Origin of the sequence: Metabacillus sp. cB07, from assembly GCF_016839225.1 — a bacterium.
GTDB lineage: Bacteria > Bacillota > Bacilli > Bacillales > Bacillaceae > Bacillus_P > Bacillus_P indicus.
The window spans coordinates 3,987,405-4,008,790 of sequence record NZ_CP069296.1 but is presented as its reverse complement, the minus strand read 5'-3'; the positions used below and the strand labels follow the sequence as shown (position 1 = coordinate 4,008,790).

General features: G+C 46.3%; 24 protein-coding genes. 17 read left to right on the top strand and 7 right to left on the bottom strand.

Annotated features, from left to right (window positions below):
• The first annotated feature begins 266 nt into the window (after positions 1-266).
• A complete protein-coding gene (locus JOJ89_RS20405; RefSeq protein WP_203289200.1) occupies positions 267-1,214 on the top strand; it encodes an ATP-grasp domain-containing protein in 948 nt (315 codons plus the stop codon).
• Positions 1,215-1,271: 57 nt separating this feature from the next.
• Here the strand turns inward: JOJ89_RS20405 and JOJ89_RS20400 are convergent, their stop codons facing one another.
• Positions 1,272-2,546 carry a YjiH family protein gene (locus JOJ89_RS20400; RefSeq protein WP_203290402.1) on the bottom strand — a complete coding sequence of 425 codons (1,275 nt, stop codon included), beginning with the start codon at positions 2,544-2,546 and terminating at the stop codon, positions 1,272-1,274.
• 271 nt (positions 2,547-2,817) lie between these two features.
• On the opposite strand from JOJ89_RS20400, the gene nfsA reads away from it, so the two are divergent.
• The 9 genes from nfsA (at position 2,818) to JOJ89_RS20355 (ending at position 12,450) form a co-directional block, all read left to right on the top strand.
• Positions 2,818-3,567 (top strand): oxygen-insensitive NADPH nitroreductase, encoded by a 750-nt coding sequence (gene nfsA / locus JOJ89_RS20395; RefSeq protein WP_203289199.1) that lies wholly within the window; start codon positions 2,818-2,820, stop codon positions 3,565-3,567.
• Positions 3,568-3,614: 47 nt separating this feature from the next.
• The gene (locus tag JOJ89_RS20390) at positions 3,615-4,277 is read left to right on the top strand and encodes a type 1 glutamine amidotransferase domain-containing protein (RefSeq protein ID WP_203289198.1); all 663 of its coding nucleotides are present in this window, start codon (positions 3,615-3,617) and stop codon (positions 4,275-4,277) included.
• Between the two features lie 207 nt (positions 4,278-4,484).
• Positions 4,485-6,095, top strand: coding sequence for a gamma-glutamyltransferase family protein (locus tag JOJ89_RS20385; protein WP_203289197.1), 1,611 nt, complete (start codon positions 4,485-4,487; stop codon positions 6,093-6,095).
• Between the two features lie 14 nt (positions 6,096-6,109).
• Positions 6,110-6,673 (top strand): chromate transporter, encoded by a 564-nt coding sequence (locus tag JOJ89_RS20380; RefSeq protein WP_203290401.1) that lies wholly within the window; start codon positions 6,110-6,112, stop codon positions 6,671-6,673.
• Positions 6,670-7,200, top strand: coding sequence for a chromate transporter (locus JOJ89_RS20375; protein WP_203289196.1), 531 nt, complete (start codon positions 6,670-6,672; stop codon positions 7,198-7,200). The genes JOJ89_RS20380 and JOJ89_RS20375 overlap by 4 nt, the downstream gene beginning before the upstream one ends.
• 365 nt (positions 7,201-7,565) lie before the next feature.
• Positions 7,566-8,387 (top strand): PRD domain-containing protein, encoded by an 822-nt coding sequence (locus JOJ89_RS20370; RefSeq protein WP_029566553.1) that lies wholly within the window; start codon positions 7,566-7,568, stop codon positions 8,385-8,387.
• Between the two features lie 185 nt (positions 8,388-8,572).
• Positions 8,573-9,952, top strand: coding sequence for a sucrose-specific PTS transporter subunit IIBC (locus tag JOJ89_RS20365; protein ID WP_029566554.1), 1,380 nt, complete (start codon positions 8,573-8,575; stop codon positions 9,950-9,952).
• Between the two features lie 99 nt (positions 9,953-10,051).
• On the top strand, positions 10,052-11,002 hold the full coding sequence (locus JOJ89_RS20360; RefSeq protein WP_029566555.1) for an aminoimidazole riboside kinase: 951 nt from the start codon (positions 10,052-10,054) through the stop codon (positions 11,000-11,002).
• Positions 11,003-11,016: 14 nt separating this feature from the next.
• On the top strand, positions 11,017-12,450 hold the full coding sequence (locus JOJ89_RS20355) for a sucrose-6-phosphate hydrolase (RefSeq protein ID WP_242524640.1): 1,434 nt from the start codon (positions 11,017-11,019) through the stop codon (positions 12,448-12,450).
• A 63-nt stretch (positions 12,451-12,513) separates the two neighbouring features.
• On the opposite strand, the gene JOJ89_RS20350 is transcribed toward JOJ89_RS20355, so the two are convergent.
• The 3 genes from JOJ89_RS20350 to JOJ89_RS20340 form a co-directional block, all read right to left on the bottom strand.
• Complete coding sequence (locus JOJ89_RS20350; protein ID WP_029283198.1) at positions 12,514-13,329, bottom strand: bifunctional hydroxymethylpyrimidine kinase/phosphomethylpyrimidine kinase; 816 nt, start codon at positions 13,327-13,329, stop codon at positions 12,514-12,516.
• Between the two features lie 131 nt (positions 13,330-13,460).
• A complete protein-coding gene (locus tag JOJ89_RS20345) occupies positions 13,461-14,201 on the bottom strand; it encodes a L,D-transpeptidase (RefSeq protein WP_203289195.1) in 741 nt (246 codons plus the stop codon).
• 237 nt (positions 14,202-14,438) lie between these two features.
• Positions 14,439-14,756, bottom strand: a complete 318-nt coding sequence (locus JOJ89_RS20340; protein ID WP_035207519.1) for a YflT domain-containing protein — start codon at positions 14,754-14,756, stop codon at positions 14,439-14,441.
• A 358-nt stretch (positions 14,757-15,114) separates the two neighbouring features.
• On the opposite strand from JOJ89_RS20340, the gene JOJ89_RS20335 reads away from it, so the two are divergent.
• The 4 genes from JOJ89_RS20335 to JOJ89_RS20320 all read left to right on the top strand — a co-directional run bounded on the left by JOJ89_RS20335 (position 15,115) and on the right by JOJ89_RS20320 (position 17,792).
• Positions 15,115-15,918: a glycosyltransferase family 2 protein gene (locus JOJ89_RS20335; protein WP_203289194.1), complete on the top strand. Its 804-nt coding sequence runs from the start codon at positions 15,115-15,117 to the stop codon at positions 15,916-15,918.
• A gap of 103 nt (positions 15,919-16,021) precedes the next feature.
• Positions 16,022-16,786, top strand: a complete 765-nt coding sequence (locus JOJ89_RS20330) for an SDR family NAD(P)-dependent oxidoreductase (protein WP_203289193.1) — start codon at positions 16,022-16,024, stop codon at positions 16,784-16,786.
• Between the two features lie 16 nt (positions 16,787-16,802).
• Positions 16,803-17,105, top strand: coding sequence for an ArsR/SmtB family transcription factor (locus JOJ89_RS20325; RefSeq protein WP_029283208.1), 303 nt, complete (start codon positions 16,803-16,805; stop codon positions 17,103-17,105).
• 15 nt (positions 17,106-17,120) lie between these two features.
• Positions 17,121-17,792 carry a uracil-DNA glycosylase gene (locus JOJ89_RS20320; protein WP_203289192.1) on the top strand — a complete coding sequence of 224 codons (672 nt, stop codon included), beginning with the start codon at positions 17,121-17,123 and terminating at the stop codon, positions 17,790-17,792.
• 81 nt (positions 17,793-17,873) lie between these two features.
• Here JOJ89_RS20320 and JOJ89_RS20315 read toward each other — a convergent pair whose 3' ends face one another.
• Positions 17,874-18,221, bottom strand: coding sequence for a YflT domain-containing protein (locus JOJ89_RS20315; protein ID WP_029566559.1), 348 nt, complete (start codon positions 18,219-18,221; stop codon positions 17,874-17,876).
• Positions 18,222-18,544: 323 nt separating this feature from the next.
• Here JOJ89_RS20315 and JOJ89_RS20310 point away from each other — a divergent pair, with 323 nt between their 5' ends.
• The 3 genes from JOJ89_RS20310 to JOJ89_RS20300 all read left to right on the top strand — a co-directional run bounded on the left by JOJ89_RS20310 (position 18,545) and on the right by JOJ89_RS20300 (position 19,856).
• Positions 18,545-18,835 (top strand): YwdI family protein, encoded by a 291-nt coding sequence (locus tag JOJ89_RS20310; protein ID WP_029566560.1) that lies wholly within the window; start codon positions 18,545-18,547, stop codon positions 18,833-18,835.
• A gap of 98 nt (positions 18,836-18,933) precedes the next feature.
• Positions 18,934-19,305, top strand: a complete 372-nt coding sequence (locus JOJ89_RS20305; RefSeq protein ID WP_029283218.1) for a DUF423 domain-containing protein — start codon at positions 18,934-18,936, stop codon at positions 19,303-19,305.
• A 140-nt stretch (positions 19,306-19,445) separates the two neighbouring features.
• Positions 19,446-19,856: a hypothetical protein gene (locus JOJ89_RS20300; protein ID WP_203289191.1), complete on the top strand. Its 411-nt coding sequence runs from the start codon at positions 19,446-19,448 to the stop codon at positions 19,854-19,856.
• 38 nt (positions 19,857-19,894) lie between these two features.
• On the opposite strand, the gene gerQ is transcribed toward JOJ89_RS20300, so the two are convergent.
• Positions 19,895-20,341, bottom strand: coding sequence for a spore coat protein GerQ (gene gerQ, locus JOJ89_RS20295; protein WP_029283222.1), 447 nt, complete (start codon positions 20,339-20,341; stop codon positions 19,895-19,897).
• Between the two features lie 179 nt (positions 20,342-20,520).
• The gene (gene hemQ / locus JOJ89_RS20290; protein ID WP_029283224.1) at positions 20,521-21,264 is read right to left on the bottom strand and encodes a hydrogen peroxide-dependent heme synthase; all 744 of its coding nucleotides are present in this window, start codon (positions 21,262-21,264) and stop codon (positions 20,521-20,523) included.
• Between the last annotated feature and the right edge of the window lie 122 nt (positions 21,265-21,386).

The following is a 21,386-nucleotide window of genomic DNA, read 5'->3' as shown; positions in this document are numbered from 1 at the left end:
TGTGACAAACAAGAAAATACTTTGTGAACGTTTTGTTACAATTAGTATATCACATCAGGTTTAAAATTCCAGTGTTTCTAACTATTTCTTTTAATTAAATTTTCTAAAAATAAAAGATCTTACTCTTATTCTATTTGGGACGGCCCGCATAAGAACCTGTTCTTTGTCCATGCCAGTAACTGACAGGGTATTTTAAATTGACAGATAATTGATGGATATAGTAGGATTAGGCTAATTTAAGTGCATCAGGATGGGGGATATGTGTAATGAGCAAAGTGTATATTATTCATGAAAATACAGAGTGGACAGATCATTTGACGAAAAGACTGAACGAGTTGAATGTGCCTTATGAAGAATGGCATCTCGATCAGGGGCTGGTGGACCTTTCTGAAGCACCGCCAGAAGGAATCTTCTATAATCGCATGAGCGCTTCTTCCCATACGAGAGGCCACAGGTATGCACCGGAACTTGCTGCGTCTGTGCTGTACTGGTTGGAGCGTCATAACCGCAAAGTCTATAACGGGAGCCGCGCCATACAGCTTGAAGTCAGCAAGGTCGCTCAATATATGGCCTTAAATGAACATGGCATTCAAACCCCAAAAACAATAGCTGCCGTTGGAAGAGAAGCTGTACTGAATGCAGCGGCCCAGTTCGAAGGGAAACCTTTCATTACAAAGCATAATCGTGCAGGAAAAGGGCTTGGTGTTCAGCTTTTCCATTCCATTGAAGGACTGAAGCAGTATGTGGACGGCCCTGATTTTGAGGAACCGGTTGACGGCATCACTCTCATACAGGAATACATTCAGGCTCCTGAACCGTATATTACCCGCTGTGAATTTGTAAACGGCAAATTCTTGTATGCTGTGCGTGTAGACACGTCAGAAGGCTTTGAGCTTTGCCCGGCGGACGCCTGCCAGATTGGCGATCTTTTCTGCCCGGTTGGAGAAGAATCACCAGCCAAACCAAAATTCCAGATTGTTGATGACGTGAATGACAAAATCATATCTAAATACGAATCGATGCTGAAAGCAAATAACGTTAAAGTGGCAGGTATTGAATTCATCCGCGATGCCAACGGCGAGATCTACACATATGATATTAATACCAACACAAATTACAATGGAGACGCAGAGGCAGAGGCCGGCAAATACGGCATGCTTGAAATTGCGAAGGTGCTGAAAGCGGAGCTTGAGAAAATGGCGCTGACTGTATAAGATGGCTGATAAACAGCAAAAGACCGTCTGGAGATCCCAGACGGTCTTTTAACGTTTTTAAAATAAAATATGAGCAATACCCACAATCACCGGTAATGTAATCAGTGTGCGAAGCAGGAAGATAATCACGAGATCCTTGAAGGAAACCGGAATTTTAGATCCGAGCAGCAGTCCGCCCACTTCAGACATATAGATAAGCTGTGTGACAGATACACAGGCAATAATGAAACGTGTCATCTCACTAGTGATATCGGCAGCAAGAACAGTTGGAAGGAACATGTCGGCAAATCCGACAACAAGTGTTTTGGATGCTTCCTGTGCTTCCGGTATCTGCATCAGTTCAAGCAGCGGGATGAACGGCATGCCGAGCCAGTCAAATACAGGCGTGTATTCAGCAACGACCAGCGCAACGGTGCCAAGAGCCATAACAATCGGTGCTACACCCATCCACATATCCAGAATGTTTTTTGCCCCGTCCTGGAAAAAAGAAGCTGTACTTGTGTTTTTTTCAGCCCTTTTCAAAGCTTGTTTATAGCCCCAGCTGAATGGCGTATAGCCCTCAGGCACCGCTTCTGAAATTTGCTCCTCCTGTCCGTGGTAATACGTATCTGCTTTTAAAGAAAGCGGAGGTATTCTCGGAAGTACAAGAGCGGCAATCACGCCTGCTAAAGTTACAGTCAAATAAAAGGGCACAAACAGATGGCCAAGGTTAACCTGCGAAATGACGACAAGGCTGAATGTAATGGAAACAACTGAAAAGCTCGTCCCGATGACAGCGGCTTCCCGCTTTGTGTAAAAGCCTTCTTCATACTGCTTGCTTGTCAGCAGAACGCCGATGGTTCCGTCTCCAAGCCAGGAAGCAACACAATCGACAGAAGATCTGCCGGGAAGCTTAAAAACAGGTCTCATAAATTTAGCGAGCAATGAACCGAAAAGTTCAAGCAGCCCGAAGTTTAACAGCAAAGGCAGAAGCAGCCCTGCAAAAAAGAAAACGGAAAACAAAATCGGAAGCAGATCATTAAGCAGAAGGCCTCCGGTATTTTCAGACCAGATCCATTCCGGGCCTGCCTTAAAGAGCGTAAGCACGGCGAAAATGGCGCCAAGTACGCGTGCAATCACCCAGATAACCGGGACATCAAACAAGGCTGTAAAGAACGGGCTCTTTGCAACAAAGTCCGGTTTCATCCATTTGGCTGCAAGCGTTCCTATTAGTGTAAGAATAATGATGACGGTCATGACAGCCGGAAGCGAAGGGCCAAGCGCCTTCTGCAGCATGCCAGAGAAAATGGCGATTGGAATGGTTACTTCGCCTTTATAGCTGATCGGTACCATAAATAAAAGAATTCCCAGCAGGGAAGGAAGAATAAATTTAAGGTTGTTTTTTGTCTGTGAAGTCAATTTGGATGCTCCTTACGTAAAAGTACATATTTATGTAACCTGTGTTATTTTAATGCAAACAGGCAGAAAAGCCAATGCCTTTAAGAAAATTTCCTGTATTTTCTCCTTTTTTTTACCCTGTAAAAGTATTCACTAAGCCTAGTATCTGCAAAAAAGGTGAAACTTAGGTAAGATAAGAAAAACGAACAAAAAGGAGAAGGATCCGATGAACCAGACCATTGATACCCTGCTGTCACACAGGTCAATCAGAAAATTCGAAGACAGAGCGTTAAGTGGCGATCAAATCCGGACGATTGTTGAAAGCGCTCAGGCTGCATCCACATCAAGCTTCATCCAGGCTTATTCCATTATTGGAGTCAAAAATCCGGAAATGAAGAAAAAGCTTGCAGAGCTTGCGGGTAATCAGCCTTATGTGGAAGAGAACGGACATTTCTTTGTCTTTTGCGCGGATTTGCACCGGCATGATGTGCTTGCTGAAATGGAAGGTGTCACTATTGACGAAACCCTTGAAAGCACGGAAAAGTTCATGGTCGCGGTTATTGATGCCGCTCTTGCAGCTCAAAATGCCGTCATCGCTGCTGAGTCGATGGGGCTTGGAGCCGTCTACATCGGAGGCTTGAGAAACAGCCTCAGGGAAGTGTCGGAGCTCCTCAAAACCCCTGAAAGAGTGATGCCGCTATTTGGAGTCGCTGTGGGATATCCGGATCAAAATCCGGACAAAAAACCGAGAATTCACTTTGAGCATGTTTATCATGAAGATGTGTATGAAACGGATGAAGCTGTCTATAAAAAAGATCTCAAAGAGTATAATGAGCTTATTTCGGAGTATTACCGCGAGCGGACTTCGGGCAAGCGCAGCGATACATGGACAGGTCAAATGGCTTCCATGCTTTCCAAGCCGACGAGAATGTACATGAAAGAGTTTACGGAAACAAAAGGGTTTAATAAAAGATAAGCCGGGAAAACTTACTGCGAATGACACTTTTAAAAGGAGCGGTAAACATGGCAAAAAAAATTCTTACAGTCGTGACAACAGCAGATAAAATAACCAATGATCATAAAACAGGCCTTTGGCTTTCTGAATTTGCAGAGCCGTATGAAGAGTTCACTTCAAACGGATATGAAGTGACAGCGGCGAGTCCGAAAGGCGGGAACGTTCCGCTTGATCCAAACAGTTTAGAAGGCGTTGAAGAAAATCAATGGCAGGAAGCAAGACGTGTTCTGCAGCAAACGGTCCATATTGATGAAGTAAACGGCGAAGACTATGACGGGATTTTCCTCCCTGGAGGCCACGGTACGATGTTTGATTTCCCGGATAACAAAAAACTGCAGGAGCTCCTGGTGCATTTCGCTGAGTCTGAAAAAGCAATCGGTGCCGTATGCCACGGACCTGCAGGACTTGTCGGACCCGTTCTTTCAAACGGAAAGCCTTTAGTAGAAGGAAAGCGGCTGACAGGATTTACAGACGAGGAAGAAGTAGACACAAAGCTCGATCAGTATATGCCCTTTTTGCTTGAATCAAAATTAGTTGATCTTGGAGCCGAATTTATCAGAGCACCGAAATTCACAGACCATACAGAAGTAGACGGCAAGCTTGTGACCGGACAAAATCCGCAGTCAAGCGTCAACACCGCGAAAGAATTTGTAAAAATACTATCGAAATAATCAAATCCGGCAGATTCCTGCCGGATTTTTCTGTGTGAAAAAGGATCATTTTGCTGAAGATTGTTCCACGTGAAACGCAGAAAATGGAACTTAAAATCGATTTATAGCGGATGTACACAAAGGCTTAATAGATTGAATATTTAACGTTTTCAGATATACTTTAGAGAAACGACATGATTTGCATTGTCAAATAAGGAGAGGTTAGTTATGCAGTTTGATTATCTTTACCATCCATACCCGTCTGAAAGGCAGACGGTCTTTTCAAAAAAAGGCATGGTTGCCACTTCGCAGCCTCTTGCTGCACAGGCCGGGCTCGATATATTGAAAAAAGGAGGAAATGCCATTGACGCGGCTATTGCGACAGCGGCAGCACTCACGGTCCTTGAACCGACATCAAACGGGATTGGCGGAGATGCCTTCGCTCTTGTCTGGACGAATGGCAGTTTGTACGGGTTAAACGCAAGCGGTCCTGCGCCTTCTTCCCTCTCCATCAAAGCCGTTAAAGTAAAGGGACATACTGAAATGCCTGTCTATGGGGTGACCCCGATTACCGTTCCCGGTGCCCCGTCCGCCTGGGCGAAGCTGTCAAAGAGATTTGGAAGACTGCCCCTGCAGGAAGTGCTGGCACCTGCAATCAGCTATGCGGAAGAAGGATATCCGCTCACACCGATTCTCGAGAAATACTGGTCACTGGCTTATGAGAAATTCAAGCGTACCCTTTCCGGTCCCGAATTTGAAGCGTGGTTCGAGACGTTTGCACCTGATCACCGTGCTCCGAAAATTGGAGAAGTATGGCGCTCGCCTAGGCATGCTGCCACACTGAAGGAAATAGCCGAAACAGAAGGAGAAAGCTTTTACCGGGGAAATCTGGCGGATAAAATCAGTTCGTTTATTCAGGAGCAGGGCGGATACTTGTCAAAAGAGGATCTCGCTTCCTATGAAGCTGAGTGGGTAGATCCGATTTCCGTCCGCTACAAGGGCTATGATGTCTGGGAAATCCCGCCTAACGGACAGGGTCTTGTCGCGCTCCTTGGTTTAAATATTGTAAAAGGATTTGATATTCGCGAAAAAGACAGCCTTGAAACCTATCATAAACAAATAGAGGCCATGAAGCTTGCGTTTACAGATGGAAAAGCATACATAACCGACCCGAAAGAGATGAAAATCACGACAGAAGAACTGCTCAGTGATGCTTACGGAGAGCAGCGCCGAGCCGAGATCAAAGAGCATGCTGTGGAGCCTTCCGCCTATGAGCCTGTCAAAGGCGGAACCGTTTATTTAGCCGCTGCAGACGGAGAAGGAAACATGGTCTCGTTTATTCAGAGCAACTATATGGGATTCGGCTCAGGAGTGGTCATTCCGGGGACCGGCATTTCAATGCAGAACCGCGGGCATGATTTTTCCCTTGATGAAACACACCCAAATGCCCTGAAGCCGGGTAAAAAGACGTATCATACGATTATTCCAGGGTTTTTGACGAAAGGGAATGACGCGGTTGGTCCCTTTGGTGTAATGGGGGGCTATATGCAGCCGCAGGGGCATATGCAGGTTGTCATGAATACAATCGACTTTGGTCTTCATCCGCAGGCTGCACTTGATGCACCGCGCTGGCAGTGGATGGAGGGGAAAAAGGTGCTTGTAGAGCCGCATTTTCCTTCCCATCTTGCGCAGGCTCTCACGAGAAAAGGCCACCAAATCCAGGTTGCTGTTGATAAAGGAGCTTTTGGGCGCGGACAGATTATATGGAGAGATCCTGAAACGGGCGTGCTGTCCGGCGGAACAGAATCCAGAGCAGACGGGGTCGTTGCATCGTGGTAAAAGAGACGCCGCTGATCCTGCAGCGGAATTTATTTATCGCCTTCTTCAGGTCCGGCATGCTCGGATTTGGCGGAGGCCCATCCACAATTCCGCTTGTTCACAAGGAAGTGGTCAGTACATTTAAATGGATGGATGACGACGAGTTTTCAGATGTTCTGGCCCTCGGCAACACACTTCCCGGACCGATTGCCACGAAAATGGCCGGTTATATCGGGTACCGTGTCGGAGGGGTGGCCGGCATGCTGAATGCGGTCCTTGCCACAGCCCTGCCGACAGTTATATTGATGATACTCCTGCTTTCAACACTGAACGCCTATAAAGATGAGGCGTGGGTGAGGGGAATGTCGCAGGCCGTTTTGCCAGTTGTAGCTGTGATGCTCCTGACACTTACTTGGGACTTTTCAAAAAAATCCTCCCAGTCATTCGGGATGTTTAAGACCATTCTGCTTATGGGGTCAGCTTTGATCCTCATGGAATTTCTTCATATTCATCCAGGTATCATTATCGGTGCGCTTCTTCTTTGGGCGGTTTTATATAAACCCCGGCGGAAATCGGATCAAAAGGGGATGCCATCATGATTTATGTTCACATCTTTCTTGCCTTCTTCCTGCCCGGCATCCTCGGATACGGCGGGGGCCCTGCTTCCATTCCGTTAATAGAAAAGGAAGTGGTCGACCGCTACGAATGGCAATCGGTGAATGAATTCAGTGAAACACTGGCGATCGGCAATGCGCTGCCCGGTCCCATTGCCACAAAAATGGCCGGCCTGATCGGTTATCAGCAGGGAGGATGGCTTGGTGCAGCAGTCGGGCTGTTTGCCACCATTGCCCCTTCGCTGATCCTTATGCTGTTCCTTTTAAACATCCTGATGAAATACAAAGAATCTCCTCAGGTAAAGCGTCTTTCAGCGGTTGTCAGACCTGTCATCGCCGTCATGCTTGGAGTGATGACGTATCAGTTTTTGGATAACTCTGCGAAAGGATCTGGCATTTGGCATACGCTTTTTCTGTTTATCATCAGCCTGCTGCTTTTGGAAAAATGGAAGGTGCATCCTGCTTACGTGATTACGGGTGCGCTTGTGTACGGAGGGGTATTCCTGTCATAGGAGCCCCTTTTTTTTGTGCCTTTTTAGATTTTGAGAGATGTGCACAAACAGCTTCGATTTGCATCAATTTTAAATCATTCACAATAGCATTTTGGGTTATCAACACCCCTGTGAATAAAGTTCGGGACTCTATATATATAGTAGCGAACAGTTGTACCCACACAAAATGTGGATAGAAATTGTGGATATGTTGATAACTTCTGTTGATAACTTGTGTCGAAGTGTGGAAGATCGTGTGAATATCTTATAATTTGACAAATATTTTAAAAACGTTTACAAGATATTTACACAGAATGATGAAATTTGAGATTTTTCGTCATTTTTGTCATGATAAAGAGACTATTAGCAGGAGAGGGTCGTGTCACGTGAGAATCTACAAAGTTTTGAACAATAATGCTGCTGTCGTCCGGGACGGGGACCAGGAGAAAATTGTCATGGGACCGGGAATAGCTTTTCAAAAAAAGAAAAATGACATCATTCCAAAAAGCAAAGTGGAGAAGATCTTTGTGATGAAGGAAGAAAATGAAAAGTTCCAGCAGCTGCTGCAGATGGTTCCGGAAGAGCACATCGAGCTTGCCGAAGAGATTATCAGCTACGCAGAAGGCCGATTGATGTCTCCGCTGAGCAATCATATCCACATTGCCCTGACGGACCACTTATCATTTGCAGTCGAACGGATTCAAAATGGCTATGCCATTCAGAATAAGCTGCTGAGCGAAATTAAAGTGCTGTATAGAAATGAATTTGAAATCGGACAGTGGGCGATTAAACGGGCAGAAGAAAAGCTTGGAATCTCCCTCCCTGAGGATGAAGCGGGCCACATAGCACTCCACATTCATACAGCCAAACTGGACGCTGCAGACATGAAAGTGACAATCAGGCATACGGCCATTATCCAGGAATCAATTGATATGATTGAACGCCACTTTGGTGTGAACTTGAGCAAGGATTCCATATCTTATCAGCGCCTGCTGACGCATTTGAGATTTGCTTTAAACCGGCTTGAGCAGAACGAAGATTTCCACGTGATGGACCGGGAGATGCTGCAGATGATTCAGAAAACCTACAGCTTCGCCTATGCATGTTCTGAGAAAATAGCGGACTATTTGAAAAAGGAATACGGCATGCAGTTTCCAGAATCTGAAATGGGATATATTACTCTCCATATTCAGAGGCTGAGCGAATAGTTTTTTCTTGACCGGAGCGTTTTCATCCCCTACAATGAAAGCGTATTACTTAACTTCATATCCGGGATTGTGACTGGTTATGCAGGCAAGACCTAAAATTTGTAAAGAGATCATTGGAGACACTCTGTCTATGATACCTTTATAAGTTTTAGGTCTTTTTCTATTTAAAAAAGGAGGAGAAAGGTATGAATTATAAAGATACTGCTGAAAAGTTGGTTCCGCTCCTTGGCGGGAAAGACAATATTATCAGTGCAACACACTGTGCGACACGTCTTCGTCTGGTCCTGCAGGATGACAGCAAGGCTGATAAAGGGGAAATTGAAGAGCTTGAAGGAGTAAAAGGAGCATTTGCAAGCTCCGGACAATTTCAGATTATCTTTGGAACAGGCAATGTCAACAAGGTGTACGAACAGCTTCAGCCGCATTTAGGCGTTCAGGAAACAGAGAATGTCTCGCATTCTGATGCTGTTAAACAGAAGATGAATCCTTTTGCCCGATTTGCCAAAACCCTTTCAAATATCTTCGTGCCGATTATTCCGGCGATTGTCGCAAGCGGTCTGTTAATGGGGCTTCTGGGCATGATGAAAGCGTTCGAATGGGTGAGTGCCGACAGTGCCTTCATTGTGCTTCTTGATATGTTCTCGAGTGCAGCCTTTATCATTCTGCCGATCCTGATCGGCGTAAGTGCTTCTAAAGAGTTTGGGGCGAATCCGTACCTTGGGGCCGTAATCGGAGGGATTTTGACTCACCCGTCACTATTAAATCCGTGGGGACTTGCAGAAGCTAAACCGGAATATTTGAATTTTGCAGGCATGGACATTGCGATGCTCGGGTACCAGGGGACTGTTATTCCTATCCTGCTAGCTGTTTACGTGATGAGCAAAATTGAAAAAGGACTGCGAAAAGTGGTGCCAAACTCAATTGATTTGCTTGTCACGCCGTTCCTTACCATCATTTCGACAGGTTTTATCGCACTGATTGCCATCGGCCCGCTTGGACGCGGTCTTGGATCAGGGATTACAACAGCTCTCACATATGTGTATGATACGGCAGGCTTCCTTGCCGGACTGATCTTTGGAGGAACGTATTCTCTCATCGTTTTAACGGGCGTGCATCACAGCTTCCATGCTATAGAAGCAGGTTTGCTTGCTGACCTCGGCAAAAACTACCTGCTCCCGATCTGGTCGATGGCGAACGTAGCGCAGGGAGGAGCGGGTCTTGCCGTTTTCTTCATGACGAAGAGAGCGAAAACGAAAGAAATTGCCCTTCCAGGTGCTTTTTCTTCCTTCCTTGGCATTACAGAGCCTGTTATATTCGGGGTGAATCTGCGCTACCGCAATCCATTCATCGGCGGAATGATCGGCGGAGCACTTGGCGGTGCTTATGTTGTTTTCACAAATGTGGCAGCAAATGCGTACGGACTCACAGGAATCCCGATGATTGCCATTGTGGCGCCGTTTGGAACGGCTGCCGTCGTGAACTACCTCATCGGTTTTGCCATTGCGGTTGCAGGTGCCTTTATTGCCACGATGCTTCTTGGCATAAAAGAGGAAGAGAAGAAGTAGGATTTTGGGTTTAAAAGAAGAATGAGTAAGGAAAAGAAAATCAGGCAGGGTCCGTAACCTTGCCTGTTTTTCCTTTCAAAACAGAAAGGTATGAGTGCGATGAAAAAAGGAATAATCAGTCTTGGAGAAGCGCTGATTGATTTTATACCGGTTGATTCTGAAAACCTTGTGTATCAGAAAAGCCCAGGAGGTGCTCCGGCAAATGTAGCAGTCGGACTTGCAAGACTGGGTGCGCCTTCCTCTTTCCTCGGCAAAGTCGGGGATGATGTGCTTGGAACTTTTTTAAAGGAAACACTTCAGTCTTTCGGTGTGAACACAGACCAGATGCTTCTGACAAAAGAAGCGAAGACGGGGGCGGTTTTCGTCACGCTCGCAGAAGGCGGCGAGCGGTCCTTCGATTTCTACATTGATCCGAGCGCAGACCGGTTTTTGCATGAAGAGAATTTAGATGTGTCCCTGTTTGCTGAAAGCAAAATTCTTCACTACGGATCGATTTCGATGATCAGCGGGCCTTCAAAAAGTGCGACAGTCAAGGCGGTCGAACTTGCACGGGAGAACGGAATGATTGTTTCCTACGATCCCAATCTGAGGCTCAGCCTGTGGGAAAACGAAGAGACAGCTAAAGAGACGATTTTATCTATGTTCGGCAAGGCGGATCTGATCAAAATATCAGAGGAAGAACTTGAATTTTTGACAGGTGAATCTGACATTGAAAAAGGTGTAGAGAAACTGGCTGCTTATAACATTCCGCTGCTGTTTATCACTATGGGAAGCGAAGGCAGCTATGCATTTACAAAGAATGGGGCAGTCAAAATCGACGCGATGAGGGTGAATGCAGTCGATACGACAGGTGCAGGAGACGCCTTCGTATCGGGCATCCTTTATCAGCTGCACGAGCTTGAAACGCATCCGGGTGAGCTGAATGCGGATGAACTGAAGCGAATCGGCCGATTTGCCAGTGTATCGGGCGGCCTTGCTGCATCTGTAAAAGGGGCTATGACCGCTTTGCCGACTCTTGGCGAAGTAGAAGACATTCTGAAAAAGGGATAAGGAGCTGAAGCGATGTGACAAAGAGGGACGCTGAACTGAAAGAAGCCGCCTATTTAGAAGCGGAAATGAATAAAGAATTGGTTGAAAGCGATCCATATCGCCTTAAGCACCACATTATGCCGCCTGTCGGTCTGCTGAATGATCCGAACGGCTTCATTCAGTGGAAGGGAGTCTATCATCTTTTTTATCAGTGGATGCCGTTTAAGACAGGGCATGGTGCTAAATTCTGGGGACATTACACATCTCAGGATCTTGTGAACTGGAAGCACGAACCGATTGCGCTCGCACCGAGCGAATGGTATGAAAAGAACGGCTGCTATTCAGGCAGTGCAGTGAACGCTTTCGGTAAAATGCATCTCTTTTATACAGGTAATGTAAAGGACGAGAACGGAGAGCGGGAGACCTATCAATGTCTGGCCGTATCTGAAGACGGTCTTCATTTTGAGAAAAAAGGCGTTGTAGCTGAGCTTCCGGAAGGCTATACCGCCCATTTCCGCGATCCGAAAGTGTGGGAGCATGATGGAAAGTGGTACATGGTTGTCGGTGCTCAAACCACTGATCTTAAAGGCCGAACAGCCATTTTCTCTTCTGAGGATCTCATGAAATGGACCTATTTAGGCGACGTGGCTGGTTCTCATACAGAGCAGCTGGGTGAATTCGGCTATATGTGGGAATGCCCGGATCTGTTTCATCTTGACGGCAAAGACATTCTGATCGTCTCGCCTCAAGGCCTTAAGCCGCAGGGGATGCTGTATCAGAATGTCTACCAGTCCGGATACTTCTCCGGGAAGCTTGATTATGAGTCGGCAAAACTGACGCACGGCGACTTCACCGAGCTTGACAGAGGCTTTGACTTCTATGCGCCGCAAACAACAGAAGACGAGAAGGGCAGACGCCTGCTGTTCGCCTGGATGAGCGTGCCGGACCAAGCGGAAGACAAGCATCCGACCATCCAGCATAAATGGATACACAACATGACATTTCCGAGGAAATTGTCGATGCGTGGCGGGAAACTGATTCAGCAGCCGGTCGAAGAGCTGGAAGCGTTGAGGAAAACAGAAGAAGCAGCGCCTGGCATCAGGCTGCAGGCAGGAGAGCAGCACCACACGTCTGGAACTGTTTTTGAACTGAAGCTTGAGAACCTTGAAGTCAGTTCCGGCCTTTCCGTTTCCATTAAAAACAATGCGGTTCTTCACTATTCCAGTGAGGAGAAAGTCTTTACGCTGACCCGGACAAGCTATGCTGATGGACAGCCGGAATCAAGACAATGCAGGTTAGAACACCTCTCCAGCCTTCATGTATTTGTTGACACCTCCTCCATTGAGGTCTTTATCAATGACGGAGAAGAAGTGTTCACAGCAAGATTTTTCCCGGAACACGGTGAAAAAAGCATTGTGGTCTCTGCAGAGGGAGAGGCAGCTTTTGATTTGAAGAAGTGGGAGCTGTGAAGATTACAGCATTTCAAACAAAACAAAATCACCCGGCATCCGCCGGGTGATTTTGTTCATGAATTACTTATCTCCATGCAAACGCAATGCCGCATGATTTGTCGGTCCTACATATTCATTCAGCGGGAAAGAATGGCGAATTGCTGCCGTGATGAACTCTTTTGCTGTGTAGATGGCTTCTTTAACGGAAGCTCCTTTTGCAAGTTCAGCCGCAATCGCTGCCGAGTATGTGCAGCCTGCTCCGTGCGTGTAAGAAGTGTCAATGCGCTCGCCTTCAAGAATCTGAAATTCTTTTCCGTCGTAGAGCACGTCCACTGCTTTTTCATGATCCAGTTTGCCGCCGCCTTTTACAAGGACGAATTTCGGGCCCAGGTCAAAAATCTTTACAGCTGCTTCTTTCATTTGATCAACAGTTGTAATTGTACCAATACCGCTCAGCTGTCCTGCTTCAAATAAATTTGGCGTGACGACTGTCGCAAGCGGAGTCAGAATCTCTCTGAGGGCATCCGCAAGGTCAGGATAAAGCACTTCGTCTGCTCCTTTGCAGACCATAACAGGATCAACAACAACATTTTGCACATCGTATTTCTTTATCGTATCGGCCGCAAGCTTGATAATATCAACTGTAGGAAGCATGCCGGTTTTCATGGCATCAACGCCGATGCCTTCCACAATTGTGGCTGCCTGAGCTTTAATGGTCTCAAGCTCCACAGGGAATACCTGGTGATGCCACTCGTTTGCAGGGTCCATCGCAACTACTACGGTCAACGCTGTCATTCCGTAAACGCCGCGCTCCTGAAAGGTTTTTAAATCTGCCTGAATGCCGGCACCGCCGCTGCTGTCTGATCCGGCGAACGTTAGGGCTTTTTTCATTGTCATAAGTATGTGTACCTCCATCCGGGTGATTAAGCGTATCTTCTCTCCTATTATAACAATTTCAAAAAAGGTTAGCCATGTTGGAGGAATGGCTGTAAGCGTGTCTGGCATTTCTCCATGCAAAAAGCCGGCGATTAGGACCCGCCGGCTTGAGCAGAACATGATACATCCATTTTTACATGAATGTCAGGGAAGTATATGCGTCCCTGCAGCTTGCTTTTAATGCATGAGAGAGGGTCCTCGGGGGCAGGCTCGGGTTTTGGTTCCGGTTTTGGCTCCGGCTTTGGAGCAGGCTTCGGTTTTGGCACAGGTTTCTCAGCCGGCGCCTTTTCATCATCTGCAGGAGGTGAATCTGCAGGCAGGGAATTTGGATAGTTGTTTGCTGCGACGATTGCTTCAAAGGAGTGAGTGGAGTGCAGAATAATAACAGATGTGCCTGTTTGAACCTGGTCAAAGAGATAACGGATTTCTTCATTGTGCATGCGGATGCAGCCTGCACTGGCGTAGGTTCCGATGGAGTTTGCGTTGTTATTGCCGTGAATGGCGTAAGTGGTTCCCTCCGTCCCAAGTGCCCTGAGGCCGAGCCACCTGTCGCCTAAAGGATTGCGGCTGTCTCCTCCGGGAATGTTCTCTTTGTAGTAAGGGCGGTTTTTGATCTTATTGACAATTGGAAACGTTCCTTCCGGCGTAAAGGAATTGTCTCTGCCGGTTGCGACATGAAAGACGCGTATGAGCTTTCCGTTGTCAAAAAAGGCCAGTTTATTGGTGCTTTTGTTGATGATGATAAGCTGCGGAATGCCGTCGGCTTTTGCCGGAAATGAAGCTTGAGAAAACAGGAAGAAAGCCGTGATTAACGCGAACAGCCATTTTTTCATTTCTCTCTAGTCCCCTTTTAAATGAATACAAGAAAAGATTACCAGACTGGATATGAGGAATGTGTAGAATCTTCTTGTCGAATGCTGATAAAGGAAGTCTTTCTTTACCGTTCATTCTATTCGTGAGACGCAGCGGAGCGCATAATTGTTCCGTGAGAAATAAAAAATAGGCGTGCCTCGTCTGGACGAGACACGCCTCACATCTATATTGAGTAGGGGGGAATATAGATTGCGTGATTACTGCTGTGCGATAATGACAACTTTGCCTTTATCGAGTTCTTCTTCCATGTGTGCTGCTTCATTTTCCGTCAGGCCAAGTGAGGCCATTTTGGAACGCAGCTCATCTCCGCGTGAACGGAATACGTTCTTCATAGACGAGAAGACGCCTTGTTCTGAAACGCCTACGCTTTCCGTATCTGTTCCCGATGTAAGATGCTTAGAACGGTTCGGGTCATGGGCGAATAGATAAATATCATCCTTTGTGAACCCTTCAACTTCAAGGTGATTGATTTTTTCGGTGGCTTGTACGCCATTTTCAACAACGAATGTCTTCATAATCGATCTCTCCTTTTGTGCTGATGATTTATATTTACCCCGTGTATTTATTTTTAAAACAAGCTTTTTAAAAGCTGGTTTATAGTTGTTATCGATTTGTATCCGTTCCTTTCCGCTCCAGTCACTTGCTTTCCGCGGGGAGTGCCTGAAGCTTCCTCGCTGCGCTTGCGGGATCTTCAGTGCCCTCTTCATCCCGCAGGAGTCAAGTGCCTTCCGCTGCAATACACTTGGTTTGAACGTGTCCCTTTAAAGCATAAATTGCAACAAGATGGCCTTCTAAGTTCGACTGACAATAAGCATCCCATGCCCGTTTATGATTTAATGGATAAAAGAAACCAACAGAATGAGGGGTATAAGCGTGCGAATTTCGATTGTTATTGTGACGTACAACCGGTTATATGCACTGGCGGATCTGCTGGAATCTATTGCCGGCCAGACACGGATGCCGGAAGAAATAATTATTGTGAATGATGGTGGAGAGTCTGTTGAATCCCTGAAGGAGTTTTATCATGAATTACCTATAAAGGTGGTTGATCTGAGAGAGAACTGCGGGCATGTTCATGCGAGGAATGCCGGGATTGAGGCTGCTTCCGGTGATGCCATCATGCTCAGTGATGACGATGATTATTTCACTCCGGGGCATATTGAGCGGATGGCCGGGGAACTTTCAGACGGTGCTCACCTTGTCTATTCAGATGTAGAAATCGTTACATTTGAAGAAGAGAATCATGTCCGTCTGCCTGTAAGCAGGAGGCTGTTTGCCTATACATATGACCCGGATGAGATGAGGCGCTTTTCAACCTATGTGCCGTCCGGCAGTCTTTATTTAAAAAGCATTCACAGGGAGATCGGCTATTTCGATCCGGAGGTCCACAATTATTGGGACTGGGATTTTTTCCTGAGAGTGTCTGAAGCATTTTCCGTGAAGCGGGTTCCGGTGGCCAGCGTCATCTATGCTTTTTCTGCAGGAGGAAGCCATCAGTCTTTTTCCCTTAATGAAAAAAGGCAGTCGTTTCTTGAAGTCCTTTGTGAAAAACACGGGCTTGGAAAGCTTCCGCAAAAAAACTTCTTTGTGCTCCTCGAACAGCCGGAGCTGAAAAAGAGAGAGGCCGAAAGCCAGATTGTCTGGGACGGCATGCCGATTCGGTCAAGGCTTGTTTAACTCCTGCGATGCGGGAGTTTTTTTATATTTGACATTTTTGCACAGTCAATATACTATATGTTTAAACATTTAAACAAACAAACAAAAGGAGACTTTTAAAAATATGAAAACAGTATTGATTACAGGAGCATCAGACGGCATCGGAAAAGAACTTGCTTATAAATATGCACAGGATGGATACCGCTTAGTCCTGGCTGCGCGCAGCGAGGGGAAATTGCAGAAGCTAGCAGAAGAACTTAAGCCTGCATCTGTCATCGTGAAAAGAAAAGACTTAAGCGATATGAACCAGGTCCGGGAGCTATACGAAGAACTGAAGGCTGAAAGTGTATGTGTAGATGTGCTCGTAAACAATGCAGGGTTCGGCCTTTACGGAGAATTTGTCCGCACTTCTGCTGATGAAGAGCTGAATATGATTGATCTCAATATTAAATCCATTACCCTCCTTGCCAAGCTGTTCGCACCCGACATGGCTGAAAGAGGTTCCGGTCATATTCTCAATGTTGCATCTACAGCGGCCTTTCAGCCGGGACCCCTTATGGCTGTGTATTACGCCACAAAAGCATATGTGTTATCATTTAGTGAAGCCATAGAAAACGAACTTAAAGGGACAGGGGTCAGCGTTTCCGTCCTTTGCCCCGGACCGACAAAAACCGGTTTCAGCGACCGTGCCAACCTTGGCCAGTCCAAGCTTTTCAAAAGCGGGGTCATGGATGTCAAAGAGGTGGCGGACGCGGCTTATAAAGGGCTGCACAAGAAGAAAATGGTTATTATCCCTGGACTAAAAAATAAAATGCTCGCAGCAGCCGTACGGTTTATGCCCCGCAAAACGGTAACAGGTGTTGTGAGAAAAACACAGGAACGTGCGTAAGAAAGGTGTGAAGTGAATGGGAGATCAGGCAATTGATACATTTCGATCTTGCATCCCATTATTCCATGCTCTCGGAGATCCCGCGAGACAGGATATAATTTTATTACTGGCAGAAACAGAGCGGCTGACCGTCAACGAAATTGCGGATCAGTCCAGACTTTCAAGACCGGCTATTTCCCACCATCTGAAAATCTTAAAAGATCAGGGACTGGTTGTCACTGAACAGCAGGGAACAAAGCGCTTCTATTCTTTAACACTTGAAGATTCAGTTTCCATGCTGAAAAAACTGATTTCATTAGTAGAAGAAACCTGCATGTGATTGGGGGAAACACAATTGAAACAGCTTCTTCACGACGGCTGGTGGCAGTGGCTTAAACCTGAATTCGAAAAATCCTATTATGCCAAACTGAGAGAATTCCTGAAAGAGGAATACGCATCTGAAACTGTCTACCCTCCCATGGATGATATCTTTCATGCTCTCGATGTAACATCCTACAAGAATGTGAAAGCCGTTATCCTCGGTCAGGACCCTTACCACGGGCCGAACCAGGCACACGGGCTGAGTTTTTCTGTGCAAAAAGGAGTGAAGCAGCCTCCTTCACTGCGCAATATTTTTCTCGAACTGAAAGATGATCTCGGTTGCGAGCCTCCGGATCACGGCTGCCTCGAAAAATGGGCAGACCAAGGTGTGCTCCTCTTGAATACGGTCCTCACCGTGCGGAAGGGACAGGCTGCCTCCCATAAAGGTCAGGGATGGGAGACCTTTACCGACCGGATCATTGAGCTTTTGAACGAACGGGAACAGCCGGTTGTGTTTATTCTATGGGGAAAGCATGCAGCGGCCAAAAAAGAGCTAATTGATGAAAACAGGCATGTCATCATTGAGTCGCCTCATCCAAGTCCTTTTTCTGCACGCAGAGGGTTCTTCGGAAGCAAACCGTTTTCAAAAACAAACGAAGCACTGCGGAGACTGGGGCGGGATGAAATTGACTGGGAAATAGAATAAGAGTAAACGCCTTGGACCTTCCGTTCCCAGGCGCTCTGCATGAAAAAAGGAGGTGCCTCTGCACCTCCTTTTTGTCAGCCATTAAATTCCGCCGGTTACGCGGTCGCGGTTTGTTACCATCAGAAGGATCTTACCCTCATCAAGCTTTTCTTCATATCGCTCAGCTTCTTCCTTGCTGAATCCGATTTCTTCAAGCTTTGTGCGGAGCTCGTCTCCTTTTTTGCTGAAAATGTTGCCTACTGCGCTGCCTAGACCCATTTCAGAAAGTCCGATTGTGTTGGCGTCCGCATTGCCTGCTACACGGTTTGTGCGCTCGTCATCGTGTGAGAGAATATAAATATCCTGCTTATCAATACCCTGATTTTTCAGCTCAGTTACATCCTGCTTCAATACTTCATCATTTGTGTATTCTTTTACTGTCGGTTTCATATTCAATCACTCTCCTGTTTAGTAATACTAGTTATTTATCACCCGGGCTCGTGATGTAAACCTCTTTTTTACAGGCGGTGTGCAATAACTCCTGCTATAATAGGGGGCAAGGAAAAAGAAAAAGGCAGGATATCAGATGAACGTTCAGCAGATCAACTGTTTAAAATGTGCACATTACTACGTGACCTGGGATAGACAATTTCCTAACGGATGCAGGGCTTTCGGCTTTAAATCAGCTGCAAGGCCATCTGTTGAGGTAAAAAGATCTTCAGGTGAAAATTGCTTAAAATATACGCTCAAAAAATGATAATGGAGGAACGATAATGGATATTCATATTTCAAAGCTGCTTGCAAAAATGGAAAAAGAGGTCCGCATGGCGATGAATGGATCAAGCGAGTCAGAAGTAAGAGAGCGCCTGCTCGCTGTTAAGACTCTGTGCGATCTTGTCCTTGACGAAAAAAGCGGGGAATCTTCAGAACCGTTCAAGCCGAAACTGCAGTCATCAAAGCCTTTAGAAATGGATGCTCTTCAGCTGCAGAAGATGATGGGCGCCTCATCCTTCAATAAGAAAAAAGAAGAGGAAGACTGCGGCGATTCCCTTTTTGATTTCTAATTATCCGTTGACGAATACGCTTCCTGCCTTTGCTTTGCAGGTGCGTTAAGGTAAGATGAAAGCAGATGTCAGATTTTAAAATCGGGGAGAAGATAATTGTGAAACTATTTTTAATACTTGCTGCTGCAAATGCTTTTTTATCAGTTGCACTCGGCGCATTCGGCGCACACGGGCTTGAAGGGAAAATTCCTGAGAGATACTTGAACATCTGGGAAAAAGCCGTCACCTATCAGATGTTTCACGCAGGCGGTCTGTTTGTCATCGCGTTTCTCATGGACAAGCTTCCGCAGGCAGGCATGCTGAACTGGGCGGGATGGCTGATGTTTATCGGCATTCTGCTGTTTTCGGGAAGCCTGTACGTTCTTGCTGTTACGCAAATCAGTGTTCTTGGTGCCATCACTCCGCTTGGGGGACTTTCCTTCCTTATTGCCTGGGTAATGATTATCATTGCAGCCGTGAAATTCTTGTAATTTGTGTTGAAGAGCTCCGCCTGAGGCGGGGCTTTCTTCATGAGGCCGGCCTAATCTGCATGAAGAGTTCTGACCGCCTTTTTGCTACCCTTAAAATTCAGCCGCATGGTAAAATAATGAAAAAGGAAGGCGGGAGAAGAGTGAAGAAAATACTGACGATTATTGGGAGTATCATGATCATTGGAGGGCTTGCCGGAGGGTTAAGCTCCATATCAACCATCTATAAAATGGTGTCAGAAGAGAATCAGCAGTATTACGAGCCGTACGGACTTTTTTATATTCAGATGCTTCCCGGCCTGTCTATCTTTGTATACCTGATGATCGGCGGAAGCCTTCTGCTCGCCGTATCAGCTTTTTTAAAGCGATATGAGGACAGGACGAGCATTATGGAGAGCTATGTTCACACACTTGTGAAAGAAGAGCCCAAACCAGTGCAGAGTACGGTTTCACAGGCAGAACAGGAAACCATTGCGCTTTTTAAACAGGAGAAGCAAAAGGACGTATCGCCTGACGATACAGGCGAAGACGACCGCTATTACTGGAAAGGCTAAAAAAGAGCATACACGGTATATGCTCTAAAGATCTGACCTTATCTAGGCGAATATGACGTCATATCGTATGGATAATAATAGGCGATCTCCTCATCAAACGTAATGTAATCAAGGTAGATGGTCAAAAGCAGGTACCTTTTAGACGTTTTCGGATCACTCAGAATGATATGATCGCGGCCGGCCGCTTCAATCACGCCTTTAAAGATTTTTGAGTTCCACTCTTTGCTGTTTTCAAATGTCATGTAGATCGTCGCAACTTTTCCGCGGTTAAGCCTCAGAATGTTTTCGACATATGATTCTTCAAGCGGCAGCATCCCGCCCTGTGCCTGAGTCGGAGTCTGCTGCTGCCCGCCCTGCATACCTTGCTGTCCGCCGCCCTGCTGCTGTCCAAATTGCTGCTGCTGCCCGAACTGCGGCTGCTGCTGACGGTAATCATATCCATAAGGATTAAAGCCTGCTCCAAACTGATTGAAACCTGAATTCATAATAACCCTCCTTAATCAGTAAGAATTGAATAAACACCAGAATCATTTGCCCCGCGATGGCGCAAAGAAGCAGTGTGACTGGATGAAAGATCAATCTCACTCATTTATAGGTATGAACGGAAAATAAGCGTTATGACACAAAAAAAGCCCCTGCCTGATCCGGCAAGAGCTTGTGAACGTTAAATATGGAAATAGCTGTACAATTTATCTTCAGGAAGAATATTTCCGACAAAGAATGTGCCAAACTCGCCGTAGCGCGCGCTCACTTCATCGAATCTCATCTCATATACAAGCTTTTTGAATTGAAGCACATCATCTGAAAAGAGCGTAACACCCCATTCAAAATCATCAAATCCGACAGATCCTGTAATGATCTGCTTCACTTTGCCGGCATACTGACGGCCAATCATACCGTGGCTGCGCATCAGGCTTTTGCGTTCTTCCATCGGAAGCATATACCAGTTGTCTTCGCCGTTTCGGCGTTTATCCATCGGGTAGAAGCAGACGTGCTTCGCTTCAGGAAGGGAAGGATACAGACGGGCAAGAACCTGCGGATTCTGATACGGATCTTCTCCTGCAGGCAGGTAGTTGCTCAGCTCCACAACTGATACGTAAGAGAAGGTCGGGAGAGTGTAATCAGCAAGCTTTGATTTATTAAACTCTGTTTCAATGACATTCAGTTCTTCCATCGTAGGGCGCAAAATCATCAGCATAAAGTCGGCTTTTTGTCCGACGATTGAGTACAGCGCCTGACTTCCCTGCTTCTGCTCATCTGCAAGTCCCCATTTTTCAAGCAAACCCTGAAACTCATAAATGGCTGACTGGCGTTCATCGCTGCTTGCCGTTTTCCAGAGCGCCCAGTTCATTGCGCGGAAATCGTGCAGGCAATACCAGCCGTCAAGTGTTTGTGCAGCTTCACTCATGTACGTTCACTCCGTTTCATCATACTTATTTACGCTATTTACTATACCACAGTTTGTCCATGGAATAATGAAATCAGACTCTGCTGCACATATTAAATAAGGATGTTTAAAGGTAAAAATGT